This is a genomic window from Micromonospora sp. USAFONa4, from assembly GCF_057197825.1.
Window position 1 is genome coordinate 4,644,579 of sequence record NZ_CM170072.1, and the last position, 18,579, is coordinate 4,663,157.

The 18,579-nt window shown below is 72.0% G+C and carries 7 protein-coding genes; 5 read left to right on the forward strand and 2 right to left on the reverse strand.

Going from position 1 to position 18,579, the window contains the following annotated elements; translation table 11 throughout:
• Nucleotides 1-1,614: 1,614 nt before the first annotated feature.
• The 4 genes from AC0OO9_RS20660 to AC0OO9_RS20675 all read left to right on the forward strand — a co-directional run bounded on the left by AC0OO9_RS20660 (nucleotide 1,615) and on the right by AC0OO9_RS20675 (nucleotide 17,272).
• Nucleotides 1,615-11,406, forward strand: coding sequence for a polymorphic toxin-type HINT domain-containing protein (locus AC0OO9_RS20660; protein ID WP_484511689.1), 9,792 nt, complete (start codon nucleotides 1,615-1,617; stop codon nucleotides 11,404-11,406).
• Between the two features lie 70 nt (nucleotides 11,407-11,476).
• Nucleotides 11,477-13,852, forward strand: a complete 2,376-nt coding sequence (locus AC0OO9_RS20665) for a DUF8189 domain-containing protein (RefSeq protein WP_484511691.1) — start codon at nucleotides 11,477-11,479, stop codon at nucleotides 13,850-13,852.
• Nucleotides 13,853-14,008: 156 nt separating this feature from the next.
• Entirely contained in the window at nucleotides 14,009-16,009 is a 2,001-nt protein-coding gene (locus tag AC0OO9_RS20670; protein WP_484511692.1) for a tachylectin-related carbohydrate-binding protein, read from the forward strand.
• A gap of 231 nt (nucleotides 16,010-16,240) precedes the next feature.
• Nucleotides 16,241-17,272 (forward strand): hypothetical protein, encoded by a 1,032-nt coding sequence (locus AC0OO9_RS20675; protein WP_484511694.1) that lies wholly within the window; start codon nucleotides 16,241-16,243, stop codon nucleotides 17,270-17,272.
• Here AC0OO9_RS20675 and AC0OO9_RS20680 read toward each other — a convergent pair.
• Both AC0OO9_RS20680 and AC0OO9_RS20685 read right to left on the reverse strand, forming a co-directional pair.
• The gene (locus AC0OO9_RS20680) at nucleotides 17,233-17,706 is read right to left on the reverse strand and encodes a winged helix-turn-helix domain-containing protein (RefSeq protein WP_484511696.1); all 474 of its coding nucleotides are present in this window, start codon (nucleotides 17,704-17,706) and stop codon (nucleotides 17,233-17,235) included. The genes AC0OO9_RS20675 and AC0OO9_RS20680 overlap by 40 nt on opposite strands.
• Nucleotides 17,703-18,092 carry a hypothetical protein gene (locus AC0OO9_RS20685; protein WP_484511698.1) on the reverse strand — a complete coding sequence of 130 codons (390 nt, stop codon included), beginning with the start codon at nucleotides 18,090-18,092 and terminating at the stop codon, nucleotides 17,703-17,705. Before AC0OO9_RS20685 ends, AC0OO9_RS20680 begins: the two co-directional genes overlap by 4 nt.
• A gap of 264 nt (nucleotides 18,093-18,356) precedes the next feature.
• On the opposite strand from AC0OO9_RS20685, the gene AC0OO9_RS20690 reads away from it, so the two are divergent.
• The gene (locus AC0OO9_RS20690) at nucleotides 18,357-18,557 is read left to right on the forward strand and encodes a hypothetical protein (protein WP_484511699.1); all 201 of its coding nucleotides are present in this window, start codon (nucleotides 18,357-18,359) and stop codon (nucleotides 18,555-18,557) included.
• The last annotated feature ends 22 nt before the right edge of the window (nucleotides 18,558-18,579 follow it).

Consider the following 18,579-nt stretch of genomic DNA (forward strand, 5'->3'; position numbering starts at 1 on the left):
CGCGTGGACCGGTCGACGGTTGCCGGGACGAGTTGCCGAACGGAATCCGTCAGGCCGCTCACGGGTCCGAGGTGGGGAAGGGGTGTAGGTAGGGAAGGGGGCGGAGGGTTGGGGTGGGGTTGGGGTTAGAGCTGCCTCCGGCGGGGGCGCAACGACTCCAGGATGGAGTTGCCGAACGGTTGCGGTTGTGGGTGGTGGGGGTGGGATGCCATCCCGCCAGCCACCGACCCAGGCAAGCCGAGCAGACCAGGGCCAGGGCGACAAGGTCGTACGTCCGGTAGGGCGCTCCACCCTTGTCACCCTGGCCCTGGCCCGCTCCACGGTGTGTGGGTCGGCGGCAGACGGGATGGCAACACATCATATTTTGACGTGCTCTTCAAGTGCCGCTATGCGTGTAAGGCGCGGTCGAGCGCTGTAACGAAACCGAAGTGCCGAATCGAAGGTCCGCCCTTCGCTCAAGGGCAGTGACTCGCCTTTGTGGCGCTCATCCAAATCTGCTTGACGTTCCCCTCGGACGCCATACCTGTCAAGTCCCAGTCTTGCCAGTCACAGAAATCGATTTTCGCGCCACTCGCGAAAGTTAGGGTTCCGGACCAGCCGCGCGTGAGGAGATCGAACCCCTCTGAGTTGAGGCTATAGGTGCCGCTACATGACTTGGTCCAAGTTGAAATTGTGACGGGGCCGGTGTAGTAGCGGTATTGGAGGCTATTTGATTGACATCCTGCCTGTGCGGGCGAGGCGATTGCGAGGGTGGCTGCAATGGTAGTCATTGCCGCTGCCGCAGTAGCGATGAGCCTTGATTTGAAGTTCATTCCCTATTCATCCTCCTGTGCATTGGCTCTGACAAATGCGATATACCTAGCGGCCAGTGCGCAGGATAGCACAATCCATCGATCGTGCTCAACATGCCCAGGTTGCCCACGTGGTTGATGGATCGGTGGGTGCGGCTTCCGGCTGAGGTTGCGAATGCGGCCGGACTCCAGCAGGCGAAGTGCCCTCAAACTGCATCAGGTGACTAAATAGGGCAGGTCAGAGGGTGGCGAGAGCATGCCGCCGAGCGACGCCACCTAGCAGGAGCAAACATGGTGGCCATTAACGTCGGATGACACCCTGAGATGCTGCCTACCCTGCTTCGGGACGAAGTGACTCCCGCAGCATCTTGACCCAAGATGACCCCAATCAGCCGCAAGATGAGCACGATCGGCCAAGCCGCCTGGCTGGCAGGGATGAGGCCAGGGCGGTTGAGCTCGGTCGAGAGGGAGCACTCTTAATCCGCGGGTTCGGGGTTCGAGTCCCTGGCGGCGCACCAGCAATAATCTGGGCATTCACCCTCGCGGGTGGGTGCCCAGATGTCGTTTCGGGATGAGAGGCAGCAACGCCGGCAGGAGCGGGGTCCTTCGCACCGTATCCGCCTGCGGCTCGCTGAGTGCCGCGTCCGTGTGACCCGCCGACGCGTCCGCATCCGTTCAGCCGGCCACCGGACAGCGGTTGAACTTCCACTGTGGATAACGGTTGGGTATCGACGTCGAACCGGGGTGCCGCACCACGATATCCATTGGCGGCATCGCGTGCCGCGGTGCGGAAGAACACTTCTGTGCGCCACGGAGGTCGGCGATGCGCGACGGCAACAAGAGCACGTCAGGTGACCGGGCCGTCGACCTGCTCCCCGGGCTGTGGCACGCGCGACCGCCACTGCGTCGCAGGCTGGTCCCGGCGCTGGCGGGGGCGATGGCCCTGGTCATCGCGGTGACCGGGGTGGGGGAGCTGCCGCCGCCGATCGATCCCCCGAAGGCGGGCCTCGACGTGCTGGCCGACGGGACCGGTGGTGGGCAGGGCACGGCCGCGGCGCCGCGACAGCGGTGGGAGGGCGAGTCGGAGACCGTCGCGGCGACGCGGTCGCGGACGAACCGGAAGGTCCCCGCCTCCCAGCGGTCGCGCTACCCGCAGCACTCGCTGACGCAGCGACCGAGTGTCCCGGCGAACACGGCGACCATGCAGCAGCCACCGGTCACACCGGCGCGCGGCTATCAGTCGGCCACCAGTCGGGAGCTCGCGCCGCAGCGCGACGCGTACCGGCGGGTCTACGCGAATGCCGACGGCACCCAGACCACCGTCTTCTCCGCGGCGCCGGTCAACTTCCGGACCGCCACCGGCGGCTGGGCACCGATCGACCCGCGGCTGACCGGCGACGCCGCCTCGGGCTGGCGCAACACGGCGGACGCGGTGCAGGTCCGGCTCGCCGCCCGGGCCGACGCGCCGGCCGTGGCCCGCTTCGCCCTCGCCGACGGTCAGGCCGTGTCGTACGGGCTGGCCGGCGCCGCGTCGGTTCCCGGAGAGGCCGACGGGGCGTTGGTCACCTACCGCGGCGTGCTGCCCGGCGTTGACCTGGAGCTGGAGTCGCGCCCCGGCGCGCTGAAGGAGACGCTGGTCCTGCGCTCCCCGAAGGCCTCACGGGTGTACGACTTCCCGCTGGGCCTCGAAGGGCTCACCGCGGCGGTGCGCGACGGCTCCGTGGAGCTGTCCGACGCGGCCGGCACGGTGCGGGCCGTCTTCCCACCCGGCCACATGGTCGACGCCGCGCCCGTTCCGGTGACCTCGATGGCCGTCAGCTACCAGCTGCGCACCGTCGGTGGTAAGCCCCACCTGCGGGTGTCCGTGGACGACGGCTGGCTGCGCGACCCGGCCCGGGTCTACCCGGTCCGCCTGGACCCGACGGTCGAACTGCCCGTCGCCGAGGGCGCCGCCGACTCGGCCATGTACGTGCACGGCGGCAGCTCCGCCTCGGGCGCCAGCGAGCTGCGCGTCGGCACGGTGGACGGCGCCAACGCCGCGTCGTACGTCAAGTTCGGCGGGCTGGTGGACCGGCTGCGGCACCACACCATCTACGGCGCCCAGCTCCAGGTGGTCAACTACGACGCCGACTCCTGCCGGGCCCGCGAGGTGACCGTGCACCCCGTGACGGCCGCGTGGTCGGCCGGCACCGGCTACTCCTATCCCGGCCCCGCGGTCGGCGCCGCGCTGGCCACCCGGTCGTTCGCGCACGGGCACGTGGCGTTCGGCGAGAGCTCCTCGGCCTGCCCGACCGCGGCTGAGGCGTTCGACCTGGGCGGCGCCGGGGGCAACCTGGTGCAGCGGTGGGTCAACGGGGAACAGGCCAACCACGGCCTGTCGCTGCGCGCCTCCACCGATCCGCTCAGCGGCAAGCGGTTCGCCGGCCCCCAGACGGCCAACCCGCCGAGGCTGTACGTGACCCACAGCCCGTACAACGCCTCGTACCAGATCCCGAAGCCGGTGCCCAACCCGCCGGTCCTGCAGAACCAGGACGGCCGGGTCGCCGTGACGGTGACCAACCGCAGCGCCGGCGCGTGGGCGGTCGGCGACTACTACCTGGCCTACCGGGCCTACAACGCCAAGACCGGCGCGGCGGTCACCCAGCAGCGCGCGGCCAACCTGACGGCCCCGGTGGCCCGTGGCGCCGCGGTGACCCTCAACGCGACCATCAAGGCCCTGCCGCCGGGGCGGTACTTCCTCGACTTCACGATGGTGCGTACCGGGGGCGTGGTCTTCACCGACCACCAGGTGCCGCCCGCCCGGATGGTGCTCGAGGTCGTCGACATCCCACCGGTCGTGCAGGAGCTGTACCCGCCGAACGGCTACTCCGCACAGACCCTGACCCCGCAGCTGTGGGCCCGTGCGCTGGACATCGACGCGCCCCCGGGACTGTCGCTGTCCTACAAGTTCGAGGTGTGCGAGCAGACGGCGGCCGGCGGCACCACCGGCTGCTTCGACTCCGGCTTCCAGGCCAGGACCGCCTGGACGGTGCCGGCCGGCCGGCTGTCCTGGAGCAAGACCTACCGGTGGCGGGTGATCGTCAAGGACGGCGGCAACGAGGTGCCGTCGCCGACCTCGACGCTGCTCACCGCCGTGCCCCAGCCGGAGATCACCTCGCGGATCGCGGGCGCGACGACGGCGGCGCGCGACCGCGAGTTCGACGCCCAGACCGGCAACGTGTCCACCACCGCGGTGGACGCCACGGTCACCACCGTCGGTCCCGAGCTGAACCTGGTCCGCACCTACAACAGCCTCGACCCGCGCCGCGCCGGCGCGTTCGGCGCCGGCTGGTCGACCCGGTACGACATGCGCGTCGTCCCCGACGCGGACGGCTCCGGCAACGTGCTGGTCACCTACCCTGACGGCCAGCAGGTGCGCTTCGGCCGCAACCCCGACGGCACCTTCGCCGCCCCGGCCGGCCGCACCGCCTCGCTGACCTGGAACGGCACCCTCTGGACACTTGTCGACAAGGCGAGGACGACGTACCAGTTCTCCGCCGCCGGCCGGCTCACGAAGATCACCGACGCGGCCCTGCGGTCGATCGTGCTCACCTACAACGCCACCGACGGCAAGCTGGCCCGGGCCCGGGTCTCCAACAGCCAGACCAACACGGCCGGCCGGTCGCTGACCTTCACCTGGACCGGCGCGCACGTGACGAGCGTCGCCGCGGACGCGGTCAACGGCGTGGCGCCGACCTGGACCTACACCTACAGCGGCGACCTGCTCACCTCGGTCTGCGCCCCGGGCAACGCCTGCACCCGGTACGGCTACGCGGCCGGCTCGAACTACCGCACCGGTGTGCTCGACGCGAAGCCCGAGTCGTACTGGCGCCTGGGCGAGCCGCAGGGCACCGCCGCCGGCAGCGAGGTCGCCGTCAACCTGGGCAAGGACGCGGGTGTCCACACGGGCGTGACCCTCGGCACGGCGGGCGCGCTGACCGGCACCGGCAACACCGCGGCCACCTTCAACGGCACCTCCTCGCTCGTCGACCTGCCCAAGGGCGCGGTGAAGAAGGCCCGCGACACCGCGGTCGAGCTGTGGTTCAAGGCCAGCACCACCGGCGGTGGCGGCCCGCTGCTGGGCTACCAGGACAAGGCGCTCGGCGCCGCCTCCACCACGGGCGTGCCGGTGCTGTACGTGGGCACCGACGGCCTGCTCCGTGGCCAGTTCGGCGGCCCTCCGATCGCGCCGCTGACCTCGACCGCCGCCGTCAACGACGGGCGCTGGCACCACGCCGTGCTGTCGGCGATGGGCGGCGTGCAGACGCTCTACCTCGACGGCGTCAAGATGGCCGAGCGCACCGGCACGACGGTCGAGCACTCGCTGCTCACCTTCAACCAGCTCGGCGCGGCGTACGCGACCACCCCGGCGTCCTGGCCGGCGTGGGGCACGACGGCCCGCCGGCACTTCGCCGGTGTCATCGACGAGGTGGCCGTCTACTCCCACCCGCTGGGCCAGGCGGCGGTCACCGCGCACCACCGGTACGCCGCCGGCACCGACCAACTGACCACGGTGACCCTGCCGAGCGGCAAGATCGCGGCGCAGTTCAGTTACGACACCGCGGCCGACCGGGTCACGAAGCACACCGACCGGCACGGCGGCATGTGGACCATCGGCGCACCGCTGGTCTACGGCGGCGACACCGACCTGCGCCGCAGCGTGCAGGTGCTGGACCCGGCGAACCGGCCGCACCTGTTCGAGTACGACGCGCTCAGCGGCCAGTTGCTGCGTTCGGGCACGCCGCTCGGCCTGGAGATCCGCGAGGAGGACCGGCCCGGCTCGCCCACGCCGCCACCGCCCCCGCCGCCGACGGAGGTGTGCTCCACGCCCGATCCGGGTGACCCCTCGTTCTGCACCGTCATCCCCGGGGACGCGGGCGGGCCGGTGTTCGTGCGGCACCCGCTGGAGGGCATGGCGATCCGCACGTTCGAGTACGACGACCGCGGCAACCAGACCGTGGTCACGAACGAGAACGGCGACGCCGTGCGGATGGGCCACGACCAGCGCGGCAACGTCACCTCCAAGCGGACCTGCCGCACCAACGGGGTCTGCCACACCGCCTACACGACCTACCCGGCGACGGTGACCGACCCGTTCGACCCGCGTAACGACCTGCCGACCGAGTCGCGGGACGGGCGTTCGGCCAGCGCCACCGACAACACCTACCGGACCAGCTACACCCACACGCCGTTCGGTGAGCTGGCGACGCAGGTCAACCCGGACGGCGGCACCGTCCGGCACACCTACACCACCGGCGGCGAGGCGGCGTACGGCGGCGGCACCGTGCCGGCCGGCCTGCTGCTGACCACCACCGATGCGCGCGGCAAGATCACCCGCTACGCGTACTACCAGAACGGCGACCTCTACCGGACCACGGAGCCGTCGGGGCTGGTCACCACCCACACCTACGACGCGTTGGGCCGGCTGCTCACCACCACGGAGATCTCCGACAGCCACCCGGCGGGCGTGGTCACCAGCCACACCTACGACGCGCTGTCCCGGCCGGTCAGCATCACCGCGCCGGCCACCACCGACGCGGTGACCGGCCAGGCGCACCAGAAGCGCTCCACGACCTCCTACGACGTGGACGGCAACGTGACCCGCGTCGAGGTCGACGACGTGCGCGGCGACGACGAGACCCGCGTGAGCACGTGGGAGTACGACCAGTCCAACCGGCCGATCAAGACCACGGACGCGGAGGGCAACGAGACCGTCAAGAACTACGACCGGTTCGGCAACGAGACCACCGTCGTGGACGCGAACGGCAACCGGTACGACTACGCCTACACCGCGCGCAACGCCCTGGCCGAGGTGCGCCTGCGGGCGTACGCCGGCGACGAGGGCCCCACCACCGGCGACTACCTGGTGCTGCACACCTACACCTACGACCACGCCGGCCGGATGGCCAGCGACACCGACGCGATGGGCCGGCGGCTGGAGTACCAGTACTACGGCGACGACCAGCTGCACCGCCTCGTGCTGAAGAACTTCCGCAACCCGGACGGCAGCAAGCGCGACTACGTCGTGGAGGAGAACACGTACGACGGCGCCGGCAACCGCACCCGGCAGGCCTCGGCCAACGGCACCTCGGTCACCCAGCAGACGTACACTCCGGCCGGCGCCGTCGCCAGCATCGTGGTCAACCCCGGTGCCGCCGCGCTGACCACGTCGTACACGTACGACACGATGGGCAACGTCACCCGGATGACCCGCGCCGGGCGGCCCTCCAACGTGCCGTGGACCCTGTCCACCGCCGGTGAGCAGGTCGACTACGCCTACGACGACAGCGGCAACCCGGTCCGCCAGACGGTCGTCGCCGGCACGGTCACCCGGGTCACCACCAGCGCGTACGACCAGCGCGGGCTGCTGACCGCCGCCACCGACCCGCTCGGGCGGACGATCCGCTACGCGCACGACGAGCTGGGCCGCCAGATCCGGGTGGTCGCCCCGGCGGTGGCCGCCGAGGAGAACGGCGGCGCGCCGACCACCGTCACGCCGACCACCGTCACCGGCTACAACACCTTCGACGAGACGGTGCACACGGCCGACGCCCGGGGCAAGATCAGCAGCTTCACCTACAACCGGCTGGGCCGCCAGGTCGGCAGCACCGCCCCGACGTACGCGCCGCCGGCCGGGGTGAGCGCGTTGCAGCCCACCACGACGGCCCGCTACGACCCGACGGGCAACGTGGTCGAGACCGTCGACGCGCGTGGCAACGCCACCCGGTACCAGTACGACCAGATGGGTCGCCTGGTCAGCCGGGACGAGCCGGCGGGCACCGCGGACCGGGCGGTGACCCGGTACACCTACACCCGCACGGGTGAGCTGCTGTCGGCGACCAGCCCCACCGGCAGCCGGACCGAGGCGACCTACGACGACCTCGACCGCCAGGTGACCGCGACGGTACTGGAGCGGTACCCGACCCCGCGCACCCTCACCAGGCAGTACCGCTACGACGACGGCGGCAACGTCACGTCGGTCGTGTCGCCCGGCGGCGCCACCACCACCAACACGTACGACGTGTTCGGCCAGCTCACCCGGGTGGTCGACCCCGCCGGGGTGGCCACCAGCTACGGCTACGACTACGCCGGCCGGCAGGTGCGCGTCAGCGACGGGCTGGGGCGTACCGAGCGGATCGACTACGACCTGCTCGGGCTGATCACGGCCGAGTCGGACGTGGCGCCGGACGGCTCGACCCTGCGCACCCAGACCTACGGCTACGACGCCGCCGGCAACCTGACCTCGGCGGTCAGCCCGCGCGGCGTCACCACCACCTACGAGTACGACACGCTCGGCCGGCTGGTCCGGCAGGTGGAGCCGACCACCACCAGTTCCTCGATCACCACCAGCTTCGGCTACGACGCGGCCGGCAACCCCACCCGCTACACCGACGGCCGGGGCAACCGCACCATCTCCACCTACAACAGCTGGGGCCTGCTGGAGTCGCAGATCGAGCCGGCCACCACCGCCCACCCGAACGCGGCCGACCGCACCTGGACGGTGGCGTACAACATCGGCGCGCAGCCGACCAGGCTCACCGCGCCCGGCGGGGTGAACCGGCTGCGCAGCTACGACGCGGCGGGCCGGCTGACCGGCGAGACCGGCAGCGGCGCCGGCAGCCCGGAGCGCACCCTCGGCTACGACCTGGCCGGCCGGCTGGTCCGGGCCGCCGCGCCGGTCGGCACCGACACGTACAGCTACGACGACCGGGGCAACATGCTCAGCGCCACCGGCCGGGCCGGCACCGCCCGCTTCCAGTACGACGCGGACAGCCTGCTGACCAGCCAGACCGACGCGTCCGGGACCGCCAGCTACACCTACACCCGGCAGCGGCTGACCGCGGCCCGGGACGGCATCACCGGCGTCACCCAGCGCTACACCTACGACGCCGCCGGGCAGCCGACCGGCATCGACTACGGCTCCGGCCGCACCCGCACCTTCGCCTACGACAACCTGGCGCGCCTGAGCAGCGACGTCACCCGCAACGCGACCGGGCAGTCGGTCAGCTCGGTCAACTACACCTACGACGCCGACGACAAGCTCATCGGCAAGACCACGGCCGGAACGGCCGGGGCGGGCAAGCACACCTACGCCTACGACCTGGCCGGGCGCCTGATCTCGTGGACCGGGCCGCAGGGCACCGTGGCGTACGCCTGGGACGCCTCCGGCAACCGGATCCGGGCGGGCGCGAAGACGGCCAGCTACGACGAGCGCAACCGGCTGCTGTCCGACACGGACTACACCTACACCTACACCGCGCGGGGCACGCTCGCCTCGCGGACCAGCGCCGGACTGACCGAGAAGTACACCTTCGACGCGTTCGACCGGCTCACCACCGCGGGCAGCGTGACGTACACGTACGACGCGTTGAACCGGGTGGCGGCCCGTGGCAGCTCGCCGTTCGGGTACGCCGGTCTGGCCGACGACGTGGTCAGCGACGGCACCGGCCGCTTCTCCCGGGGACCGGCCGGCGAGGTCCTCGCCGTGGGCGAGGGCGACGAGCAGCTGCTGGCCCTCACCGACGGGCACGGCGACGTGGTGGCCGGCATCGACCCCACGGACACCGCGCTGACCGAGCTCACCGACTCGAAGGCGTACGACCCCTTCGGCGCGGTCGTCGCCACCGAGGGTGACACGGGCGACCTGGGCTTCCAGGGCGACTGGACCGACCCGACCACCGGCCAGGTCGACATGGGCGCGCGCTGGTACGAGCCCGGCACCGGCGGCTTCGTCTCCCGCGACACCGCCAACTACAGCACCGGCGACTCGATCCTGGCGAACCGGTACACGTACGCGGCGGGCGACCCGCTGGCGCACATCGACCCGGACGGTTACTGGCCCTCGTGCGGCTGGTGCAAGTCCGTGGTCAACCGGGTCAAGAAGACGGCCTCCAACGCCTGGTCGGGAGTGAAGCGGGTCGCCTCCAACGCCTGGTCCGGAGTGAAGCGGGTCGCCGCCAGCGCCTGGTCGGGGGTGAAGCGGGCGGCCAGCTACGCCTGGGCGGGCGTGAAGCGGGCGGCCAGCTGGGTCGGCTCGGCCATCAGGAAGGTGGGCAACGCGATATCCAACGGAGCCAGGTGGCTCTACAACAAGGCCCGCACCGCCGTCAGCTGGGTCGGCAGCAAGATCAGGTCCGCGGCGAACTGGGTCGCCAGCAAGGCGTCCCGCGCGTGGCAGACGGTGAGCACGGCCGCCTCGGCGGGGATGACCTGGGCGAGGCAGAAGGCCGAGCAGGCGCGCCGGGTGATCCACGAGATGAAGCGGCGGGTCACCGAGACCGCGCGCCGGGCCATCGAGTACGCGGTCAAGCACAACCCGGTCAAGGCCGTGGCCGCCGCGCTCAAGCCGGTCCTGTCGACCATCAAGACGGTGGTCTCGGCGGCGGCGCACATCCCGGCCGCGGTGGTCGCCACCGTCCGGGACGTGGTGGCCGACACGGTCCAGGCGACCAAGGTCATCTACCAGTCGGCGGTCCAGGCGGTCGGCAACGTCGTCGAGGAGGTCTCCAAGGCGACCGAGGCGGTGGCGGACTTCGCCCAGGCGGCCGCCCCGTACGTGAAGGACGCGCTCAGCTTCGCCGCCGAGGCCGTCGGCATCACCGACCTGGTCGACTGCGTGAGCAAGGGCGACCTCGAGGCGTGCGCCTGGACGGCGGCGACCGTGGCCGGCTTCGCGCTCGGCGGGGTCGGCGGCGGCGCGGTGCGGGCGGCGCGGGCGGCGCGGATGGCGGCCAAGCACGGCGACGAGATCGCCGACGTCGTCCGCGGGGGAACCCGGGTGCCCACCGCCCGGCGGGCGGACGACGCGGCCGACGTCGCGTCCTGCGCCACCGGCAACAGCTTCACCGGCGACACGCTGGTCCGCATGGCCGACGGCTCGACCAAGCCGATCAGCGAGGTCGAGGTGGGGGAGAAGGTGCTCTCCACCGATCCCACCACCGGCCGCACGGGGGCCTTCGCGGTCACCGCCGTCATCGTCGGCGAGGGGCGCAAGGAACTGGTCGAGGTCGAGGTGGACACCGACGGCCCGAGCGGTTCGGCCACCGCCTCGGTGACCGCCACCGAGGGCCACCCGTTCTGGTCACCGGAGCGCAACACCTGGGTCGAGGCCGGCGACCTGGCCGACGGCGAGCGGTTGCTGACCTCCACCGGGGGGACCGGGACCGTGCTGGCCACCCGGGAACGGACCGAGCGGGAGCGGGTCTACAACCTCACCGTCGACACGACGCACACGTTCTACGTGCTCGCCGGCGCGCTGGACCTGCTGGTGCACAACACCGACGCCGGCTGCCCGGTCCACGGTCCGTCGACCCTGCCCGAATCGGTGACCGGCAGGAAGCCCTCGGGCAAGTGCGACTGCGGCGACTCGAAGCTGGACGACGCCTCCGACCTGCGCAACGGCACCGCCCAGCGGCAGAACGCCGACCGCATGGAGGAGCTGCGGAGGGAGATCGAGGGGCGGGGCAAGCGGGCAGAACTGCCGAAGAGCGTCACCGGCCAGGTCGAGGACATCCTGGAGACCATCCAGGATCTCTGGGTCCCACCGGGGAGCCCACCGGGGGCCCCACTGGGCTAGTGACACCGCCCGCCGCCTCGACACCCACACACACCAACCACAGGCGAACAACGACGACAAGGGAAGTGACGTGTTGACCGAAGGCACGTACAGACGGCGGCCGGCCCGGCTGCTGACCGTGCTGGTGCTGCTGGTGGCGGCGTTGGGCGTGGCCGTCTCACGGCCGTCGCCCGCCGCCGCGGACGCGGCCGGGTTGGGCGGCGACTACGTGCCGCTGCCCAGCGGAGTCGCGTTGCTGGACACCCGTTCCGGGGTCGGCGGGCGCACCGGCGTCGTCGGGGCCGGCGGCGTGGTGTCGTTCCCGGTGCTGGGCGTCGGTGGCGTTCCCTCCGCCGGGGTGAGCGCGGTGCTGATCCGGCTGGTGACGACGGACGGCACCGCCACCACCTACCTGCGGGCCTACCCGGACGGCACCACGCCGAACGGGGTCTCGATGCTCAACACCTCCCCGAAGGAGCAGATCTCCAACACCGCGGTCGTCCGGCCGGGCAGCAACGGCCGGATAGCCGTCCGGCAGGACTCCGGCAGCTCGCACGTCATCGTCACCGCGCAGGGCTACTTCCGCTCCACGGTCGGGGGCGGCGGCGGGTTCGTGCCGGTCGTGCCGAACAAGTTGGTCGACACCCGGGACGGCACGGGAACGACCAAGGCGAAGGTCCCCGCGCAGGGCTCCCGCACGGTGACCCTGACCGGCGGCGCGATCCCGGCGACCGCGACCGCCGTGCTGGCCAACGTGATCGCCGTCAACGTGACCGCGCCGGGTTGGTTCGGCGTGATGCCGGCCGGCGGCGGCGCGCCGTCGCACTCGGCGGTGAGCTTCGAGGAGACCGGGCACCAGGGGCACCTCGTCTCGGTGCCGCTCTCCTCGGCCGGGCAGGCCACCTTCTTCAACAAGAGCGGGGCCGCCGTCGACCTGGTCGTCGCGCCGTACGGCTACATCAGCGGCGAGGCCGGTCAGGGAGCCGGTTTCCGCCACCTGGCGGCCACCCGGCTGTACGACGGCTCCGTCGCGGCGGGCGGGGTGGTCGATGTGCAGGTGACCGGCAAGCTGGGGATGCCCACCCGGGGCGTCGCCGGCGTGGTCCTCAACGTGACCGCCGTCGCCCCGGGCGCCGCCGGCAACGTCCAGGTGTGGCCGACGGGCGGTGCCGTGCCTGCCGTCGCCCAGGTGCACACCCGCAAGCCGCACAGCGTGGCGGGCCTGGCCGTCGTCCAGCCCGGCACCGACGGCGCGATCCGGCTGAGGCACACGCTGCCCACGTCCACCCGCCTCATCGTGGACATCCAGGGATACTTCGCCGATCCGATCCCGCCGGCCCAGGTGGAGTCGTACGCGGCGTCGGTGGGTGCGCAGGCCGGCCCGGTGGCGGGCGCGTCGCTGGGGATGGTCGAGTACGCGTACACCGACAACATCGGCCGGGTGCTGATCGGGCACCAGACCGACGTGGACAACTTCGGTTCGGTGCAGTGGACCGTGGTGTCGGGCAACGAGGCGTTCTCGGGCCGGCCGTCGCTGGGCGTGCTGGGTGACGGCCGGGTGCAGGTGGCGGCCCGTTACTCGGATTCGGACGTGTGGGCGAAGACGCAGACGGCGGTGGGTGCGGCGACGTGGGGCGCCTGGGCGGACTTCGGCGGCTCGATGGCCGGGGCTCCGACCGTGACCCGGCTGCCGTCCGGGACGATGGCCCTGTTCGCGGTGGACGCCGACGGGAAACTGTGGGTCCACCAGCAGACGGGCACGATCCCGGCCTGGCGGCCCCTGGCCGACCAGGACTTCACCGGCACCCCGGTCGTCGCGCCGACCCGCACCGGCGTGCGGTTGTTCCTGCGTACGGCGTCGGGCGCGGTGGCGACGGCGGAGTACGTCGAGGGCGTCCTGTCGGCGTGGACGAACCTCGGTGGCACCGGCACCGGCGCCCCGGCCGTGGTGACGTACCCCGGCTACCGGATGCGGGTGTTCGTGCGGACAGTCGACGGGACGATCGCGACGAAGTACCAGGACGCGGCGGGGACGTTCCCGGCAGCGTGGACGTCGCTGGGGTCGTACGTGTCGGCGGGCGCGCCGGCGGCGGTGCTGGATCCGGTGCTGGGTCGTACGGCGGTGGTCACCCGCAGCCCGTCGGGTCAGGTGATGCTGTCCTGGGAGACGACGCAGGCCTCGGGTGAGTTCAGCGGGTGGTCCCCGGCGATCCCGGACCTGTTCGAGGCCACGGCGACGGATCCGACGATCGTGCCGGTGACCAACAGCGCGGGGCAGACGTGGCTGATCCTGTTCCGCAACGCCAACAACGCCAGCCGCATCTACGAACGGCAACCGGTCGCCGGCCTCGCCGGCGCGGCCGGCCGTAACTCGACCACGGTGACGGACGAGGCCGGAGAGGCCGCCGTCCCGGCGGTCGCGCGCGGCGTCTTCGCCGCGCACACCCTCCCCGCCCCACCGGCCTGAGCACCACGGGTGGGCGCGGCAGGGTTGCGCGCCCACCCGACACCGGTACACCAGCACCTCACCTCCCGATATTGATCAGCTGGCCGTCCACCGGCACGCCGCTCCTGAAGGGAACCGGCGGCGACCGGGGACGCCAGCTCGATGGAAAGGCATGTCATGAATCGGTCACGATGGCGCGGCGGGCTGGCCGCCGCGCAGGTCGCGGCGCTGGCCGCGGCGCTGCTGGCGGTGGTCCAGCCGACGCCCGCGCACGCCGCCGACACGGTGAGCTGCGTCGCCCAGACGTCGTTCTTCGGCGCGGACACCAGCGGCAGGCTCTGGCGTTACCCGGTCAACTCACCCGGCAGCACGAGCCTGAGCTTCGCGAGCCGCAGCCAGATCGGCAACGGCTGGCAGACCTACGGCCGGGTCATCGGTGGCCCGGACGGGCGGGTCTACGGCATCAACGCGAGCGGGCTGTACCGCTACCGCTGGACGAGCAGCGGGTGGGAGAAGATCAACGGCAGCGAAGGCCAGCGGATCAGCACCGGCTTCACCCAGTTCGCGAGCGCCAGCGCCCGGAACAAGATCACCGTCGACGAGCGGGGCGACTTCTACGCCGTCGACGGGCTGGGCAGGCTGCGCACCTACCGCTACGACGAGGCGGCCGGCGCGTGGGCCTTCTCGGACCGCCTGCTCGACACCGGGTGGGGCCGGTACAACCTCATCGTCGCCGCCGGCCAGGGCGTGCTGTTCGCCCGGGACGCCACCGACGGCCGGCTCTACCGCTACCGGTACGACGCGGACAGCCAGCGGTGGATCGACTACCACCAGTCGCTCGGCACGGGCTGGAACGTGTTCACCAAGGGCGTCGTCTCGGCCGGCGGGGACACGCTGTTCGGCATCGAGGCCGGCGGGCTCATGGCGCAGTACCGCTTCCGCGAGGACAACAACACCTGGGTGGTCCTGCGCCGGACCATCAGCACCTCCGGCTGGCAGAGCTTCAGCAACGTCGCGGCCATCACCAACGCCTGCACGCTTACCGCCTCGCACGTCCCGGCCCGGCCGGCGGTGCCGGTGGCCCAGTACGCGGCGGCGAGCGTGACGCAGGCCAGCTCCAACAGCATCGAGCTCGCGCACACCGACAACATCGGCCGGCTGCTGCACGGCCGGATGAGCCCGGACAACTTCAGCTCGCTGCAACTGACCGCGGTCTCCGGCAGCGAGGGCTTCAGCGGCGTGCCGGCGGTGTCGGAGAACACCCAGAACCTGGTCCGGGTCACGGCTCGCAACATCAACAGCGATGTCTGGACCCGTACCCAGTCGGCCGCCGGCAGCCCCGGCTGGGGTGGCTGGGCCGACCTGGGCGGCCGGATGGCCACCAGCCCCGCCGTGGCACGCCTCTCCGACCAGCGTGAGGTCGTGTTCGCGGTGGACGCGGGCGGCGCCCTCTGGGCCCGGCGGCAGGACCCGGCGCACGCGGACCTGCTGGCCTGGCGCAAGCTCGGTGGCACCGGCCTGACCGGCACCCCGGTGGCGGTCCCCCTGGCCAACGCGAGCGCCCTGGTTGTCGTCGCGGACAGCGCCGGCACCTTGCAGGCGGCCGTGTACACGGCCGGCACGCTGGGGGCGTGGACCAGCCTCGGCGGCAGCGGCTTCACCGGCACCCCGGCCGTGGTGGTGATGCCCGGCTACCGGCTGCGGATCTTCTCGCGGAACTCCGCCGGCCGGATCGCGGCCACGGAACGCCGTGTCGACGGCACCTTCACCGGAACGTGGACGCAGGTCGGCGGCTCCGGCGTCGCCCCGGCGGGTGCGCCGAGCGCGCTGCTGAGCCCGGTCACCGGCCGGATCGGGGTCTACGTGCGCGGCACCGACGGCTACATCCACTACGCCGCCGAGACGGCGCAGGGCAGCGGCACGTGGGGCGCCTGGATCCCGGCGCAGGACGCGTTCGAGACCTACGCCACCGACCCGACCGCGTTCAGCTTCGTCAACGCCAACGGGGCGAACGTGGCCTACCTCGCCCGTACCCCCGCCGGCTCGCTGCGGTTGTACACCGTCCAGGAGCCGACCTCCTGGATCGCCGGCGCGGTCCGTGCCCGTACGACCAGCGCATCGACCGAGCGTCCGGTCTTCCACCGGCACGTGCTTCCCCCACCGCCGCCCGTCGACTGACCGGAGGCTGGCCTGGAAGGGGCCCGTGGGCTGACCGCCCCCGGGCCCCTTCCCGTTGCCCGGGGGCGAGCGGGTGGGTCACGCGGTGCCGGTCGTCGCCGAGCCTGCGAGCGGCTTGTACGCAGCGTGTACGGCGGTTGTACCCACCGGTCTCCGGGGCGCGCTAGCTTCTAGCTGCCCACCCGACCGACGGGGTTGTCCGGGTCGCTGCTTCCTGATGGGAAAAGGCAGATGTGTCCTGTACCGACGGCGAGGACCGACGTCGCGCTTCCGCAGGCCGCTCCGGCGGAGGAGCACGCGGCGGACGCGCTCGAGCGCATCCGTGGCAAGGCCGAACAGGTGGACGTCGCCCTGCTGCGGAACGGGCTCTCACCCCGGCTCGACGGCATCGACGGCGCTCATGTGCAGCTCCTGGCCGGGCTGGCGGACGAGCTGCCGCCGCTGGTCGTGCACCGGTCGACGATGCGGGTGGTGGACGGGCTGCACCGGCTGGCCGCGGCGCGCACGCGCGGCCAGCGGCAGGTGCCCGTGGTGTACTTCGACGGGACCTCCGAGGAGGCGTTCGTCCTCGCGGTGCGGCTCAACGCGACCCACGGCAAGGCGCTGCGCGGGAAGGACCGGGCGGCTGCGGTGCGGCGCATCCTCGACACGTATCCCGACTGGTCGGACCGCTGGATCGCCTCCGTGTGCGGGGTCGCGCCGCGCACGGTCGCCAAGGCGCGACAGGGTGCTGCCGACACCGGTCAGCGGCTCGGGACCCGGATCGGCCGCGACGGCAGACGCCACCCGCTCTCCGCCGAGAAGGGCCGCCGGACGGCCGAGCAGATCATGCGCGAGGAACCGTCAGCCAGCCTGCGCGAGGTGGCCCGCCGCGCCGGCGTGTCCGTCGGCACCGCCCTGGACGTACGGCGGCGGATGTTGGGCGGCGAGCCTGAGCTGGTCGGCCACACCGCCGGCGCGGCGCGGCCCGTGGCGGCACAGCGGGTCGCGGCGGACGCCGGACAGCTCAGCATGCGCAGGATCCGGGCCCAGTTGGGGTGGCTGGTCCAGGAGCCGGCGCTGCGCTACACGGACCAGGGCCGGGCGCTGCTCCGACTGGTGTCGGCCACGCTGGCGTTCCTCGAGCAGTCCGGCTCGATGGAGGGCGTGGCACCCGTGCACTGCCGGCATTCGTTGGACGCGGTCGCCCGTGCCTGCGCCAGCGGCTGGCTCGACTTCGCCGATCAGTTCGGCGACGAGAAGACGCCGTCCCGAGTGGGCTGACCGCCTTCGAACGAGCGGGCGACTGTTGGCGAGGGGTGCCCACTGTCGTCCACGAGCGGGTCGGCGCCAGCCGGACGCTGCCGTGCGCTGTCGGCTGCGCCGCGCGCCCGGGCGACGAGATCCTCAAGGCTGGCCAGGTAGGCGTCGAACCTCGCGCGCCCGTTGTCCGTGAGGCGGACGGAGGTCTGGCGCCGGACGTTGTGGTCCTTGCGGATCTCCACGAAGCCGGCCTGTTCGAGCGTCGTGAGTTGTTTGGACAGCGCGGAGTCGCTGGTGCCGATGCTGTCCCGCAGGAAGGAGAACAGCACCCACTCGGCCGGGGCGAGCAGAGCGCAGATGTTCAACCGGGCGGGGGTGTGCAGGAACCCGTCCAGGCCGGCTGCGGGCAGCGGTGCGCCGGGAGCGGTGGGCGTCGCCGGTCGGGGGCGGTTCACGGGCGCAGGCTGGCGGCCAGGCGCGCCTGCACCGGCCGGCTGAGCAGGGCGATGGTCACGGCGGCCCCGAGGGCGCCGATGGTGTTGGGCATCGGCCAGTGCAGGGCGCGGACGACGAACTGCACGGCGATGTCGGCGGCGAGGGCCAGGACGAAGGTCGCCACCAGCGCCACCTTCCAGTGCCGGGACGAGCGGGTCGGCCGGAGCTGGACGCCGCGGTTCCACGCCGTCCCCAGGCCGAGGACCACCAGCAGGGCCCACAGCCAGATCATGTCGGCGTCGATGAGCAGACCCAGGGCGATGACGCCGAGGCAGACGGTCCACAGCGCGCGTGGGGACCAGGCGGCGGTGCCGGCCTCGATGCTCTGACGACGGCGCTCGGCCACCTGTGCCAGTGTCTGTTCTGCTTCGCGTGGGTTCATGGGTCCTCTCCCGAACGGACGATTAGCTTTCCTCGCAGGAAAGTAGCGCGTACTTTCCCCGCGGGCAAGTTGAGCGGCCTCCCGTGCCGGGATCGGAAAAGGGCTCTTCGTAGCGCTCAGGCCCGCAGTTCGTCTTTGCTTGACCATTCCGTGACCGGCGAGCCCGCCGGACGTGTGGGAGCGCTCCCTATGCTGCTCGGCGACGATCCCGTCAACTGGAGGTGGAACATGAATGGACCACTCGACCTGACCGCCCTGGACATCACCGAGGTGTCCTGGACCGAGCAGAGCGACGAGACGACCAACCTGTACGCGGTCGCCCCCGCCGGCAGCATCTCGGTCACCGAGGGCGCGAACGACGGCCGGAGCTGCTGTGGTGGCGGCTGCGGCGGGCGCCCCATCCAGTGGTGCTGCATCAACTGCCACTGATCCGGTGAGCGGCGCGTCCGGC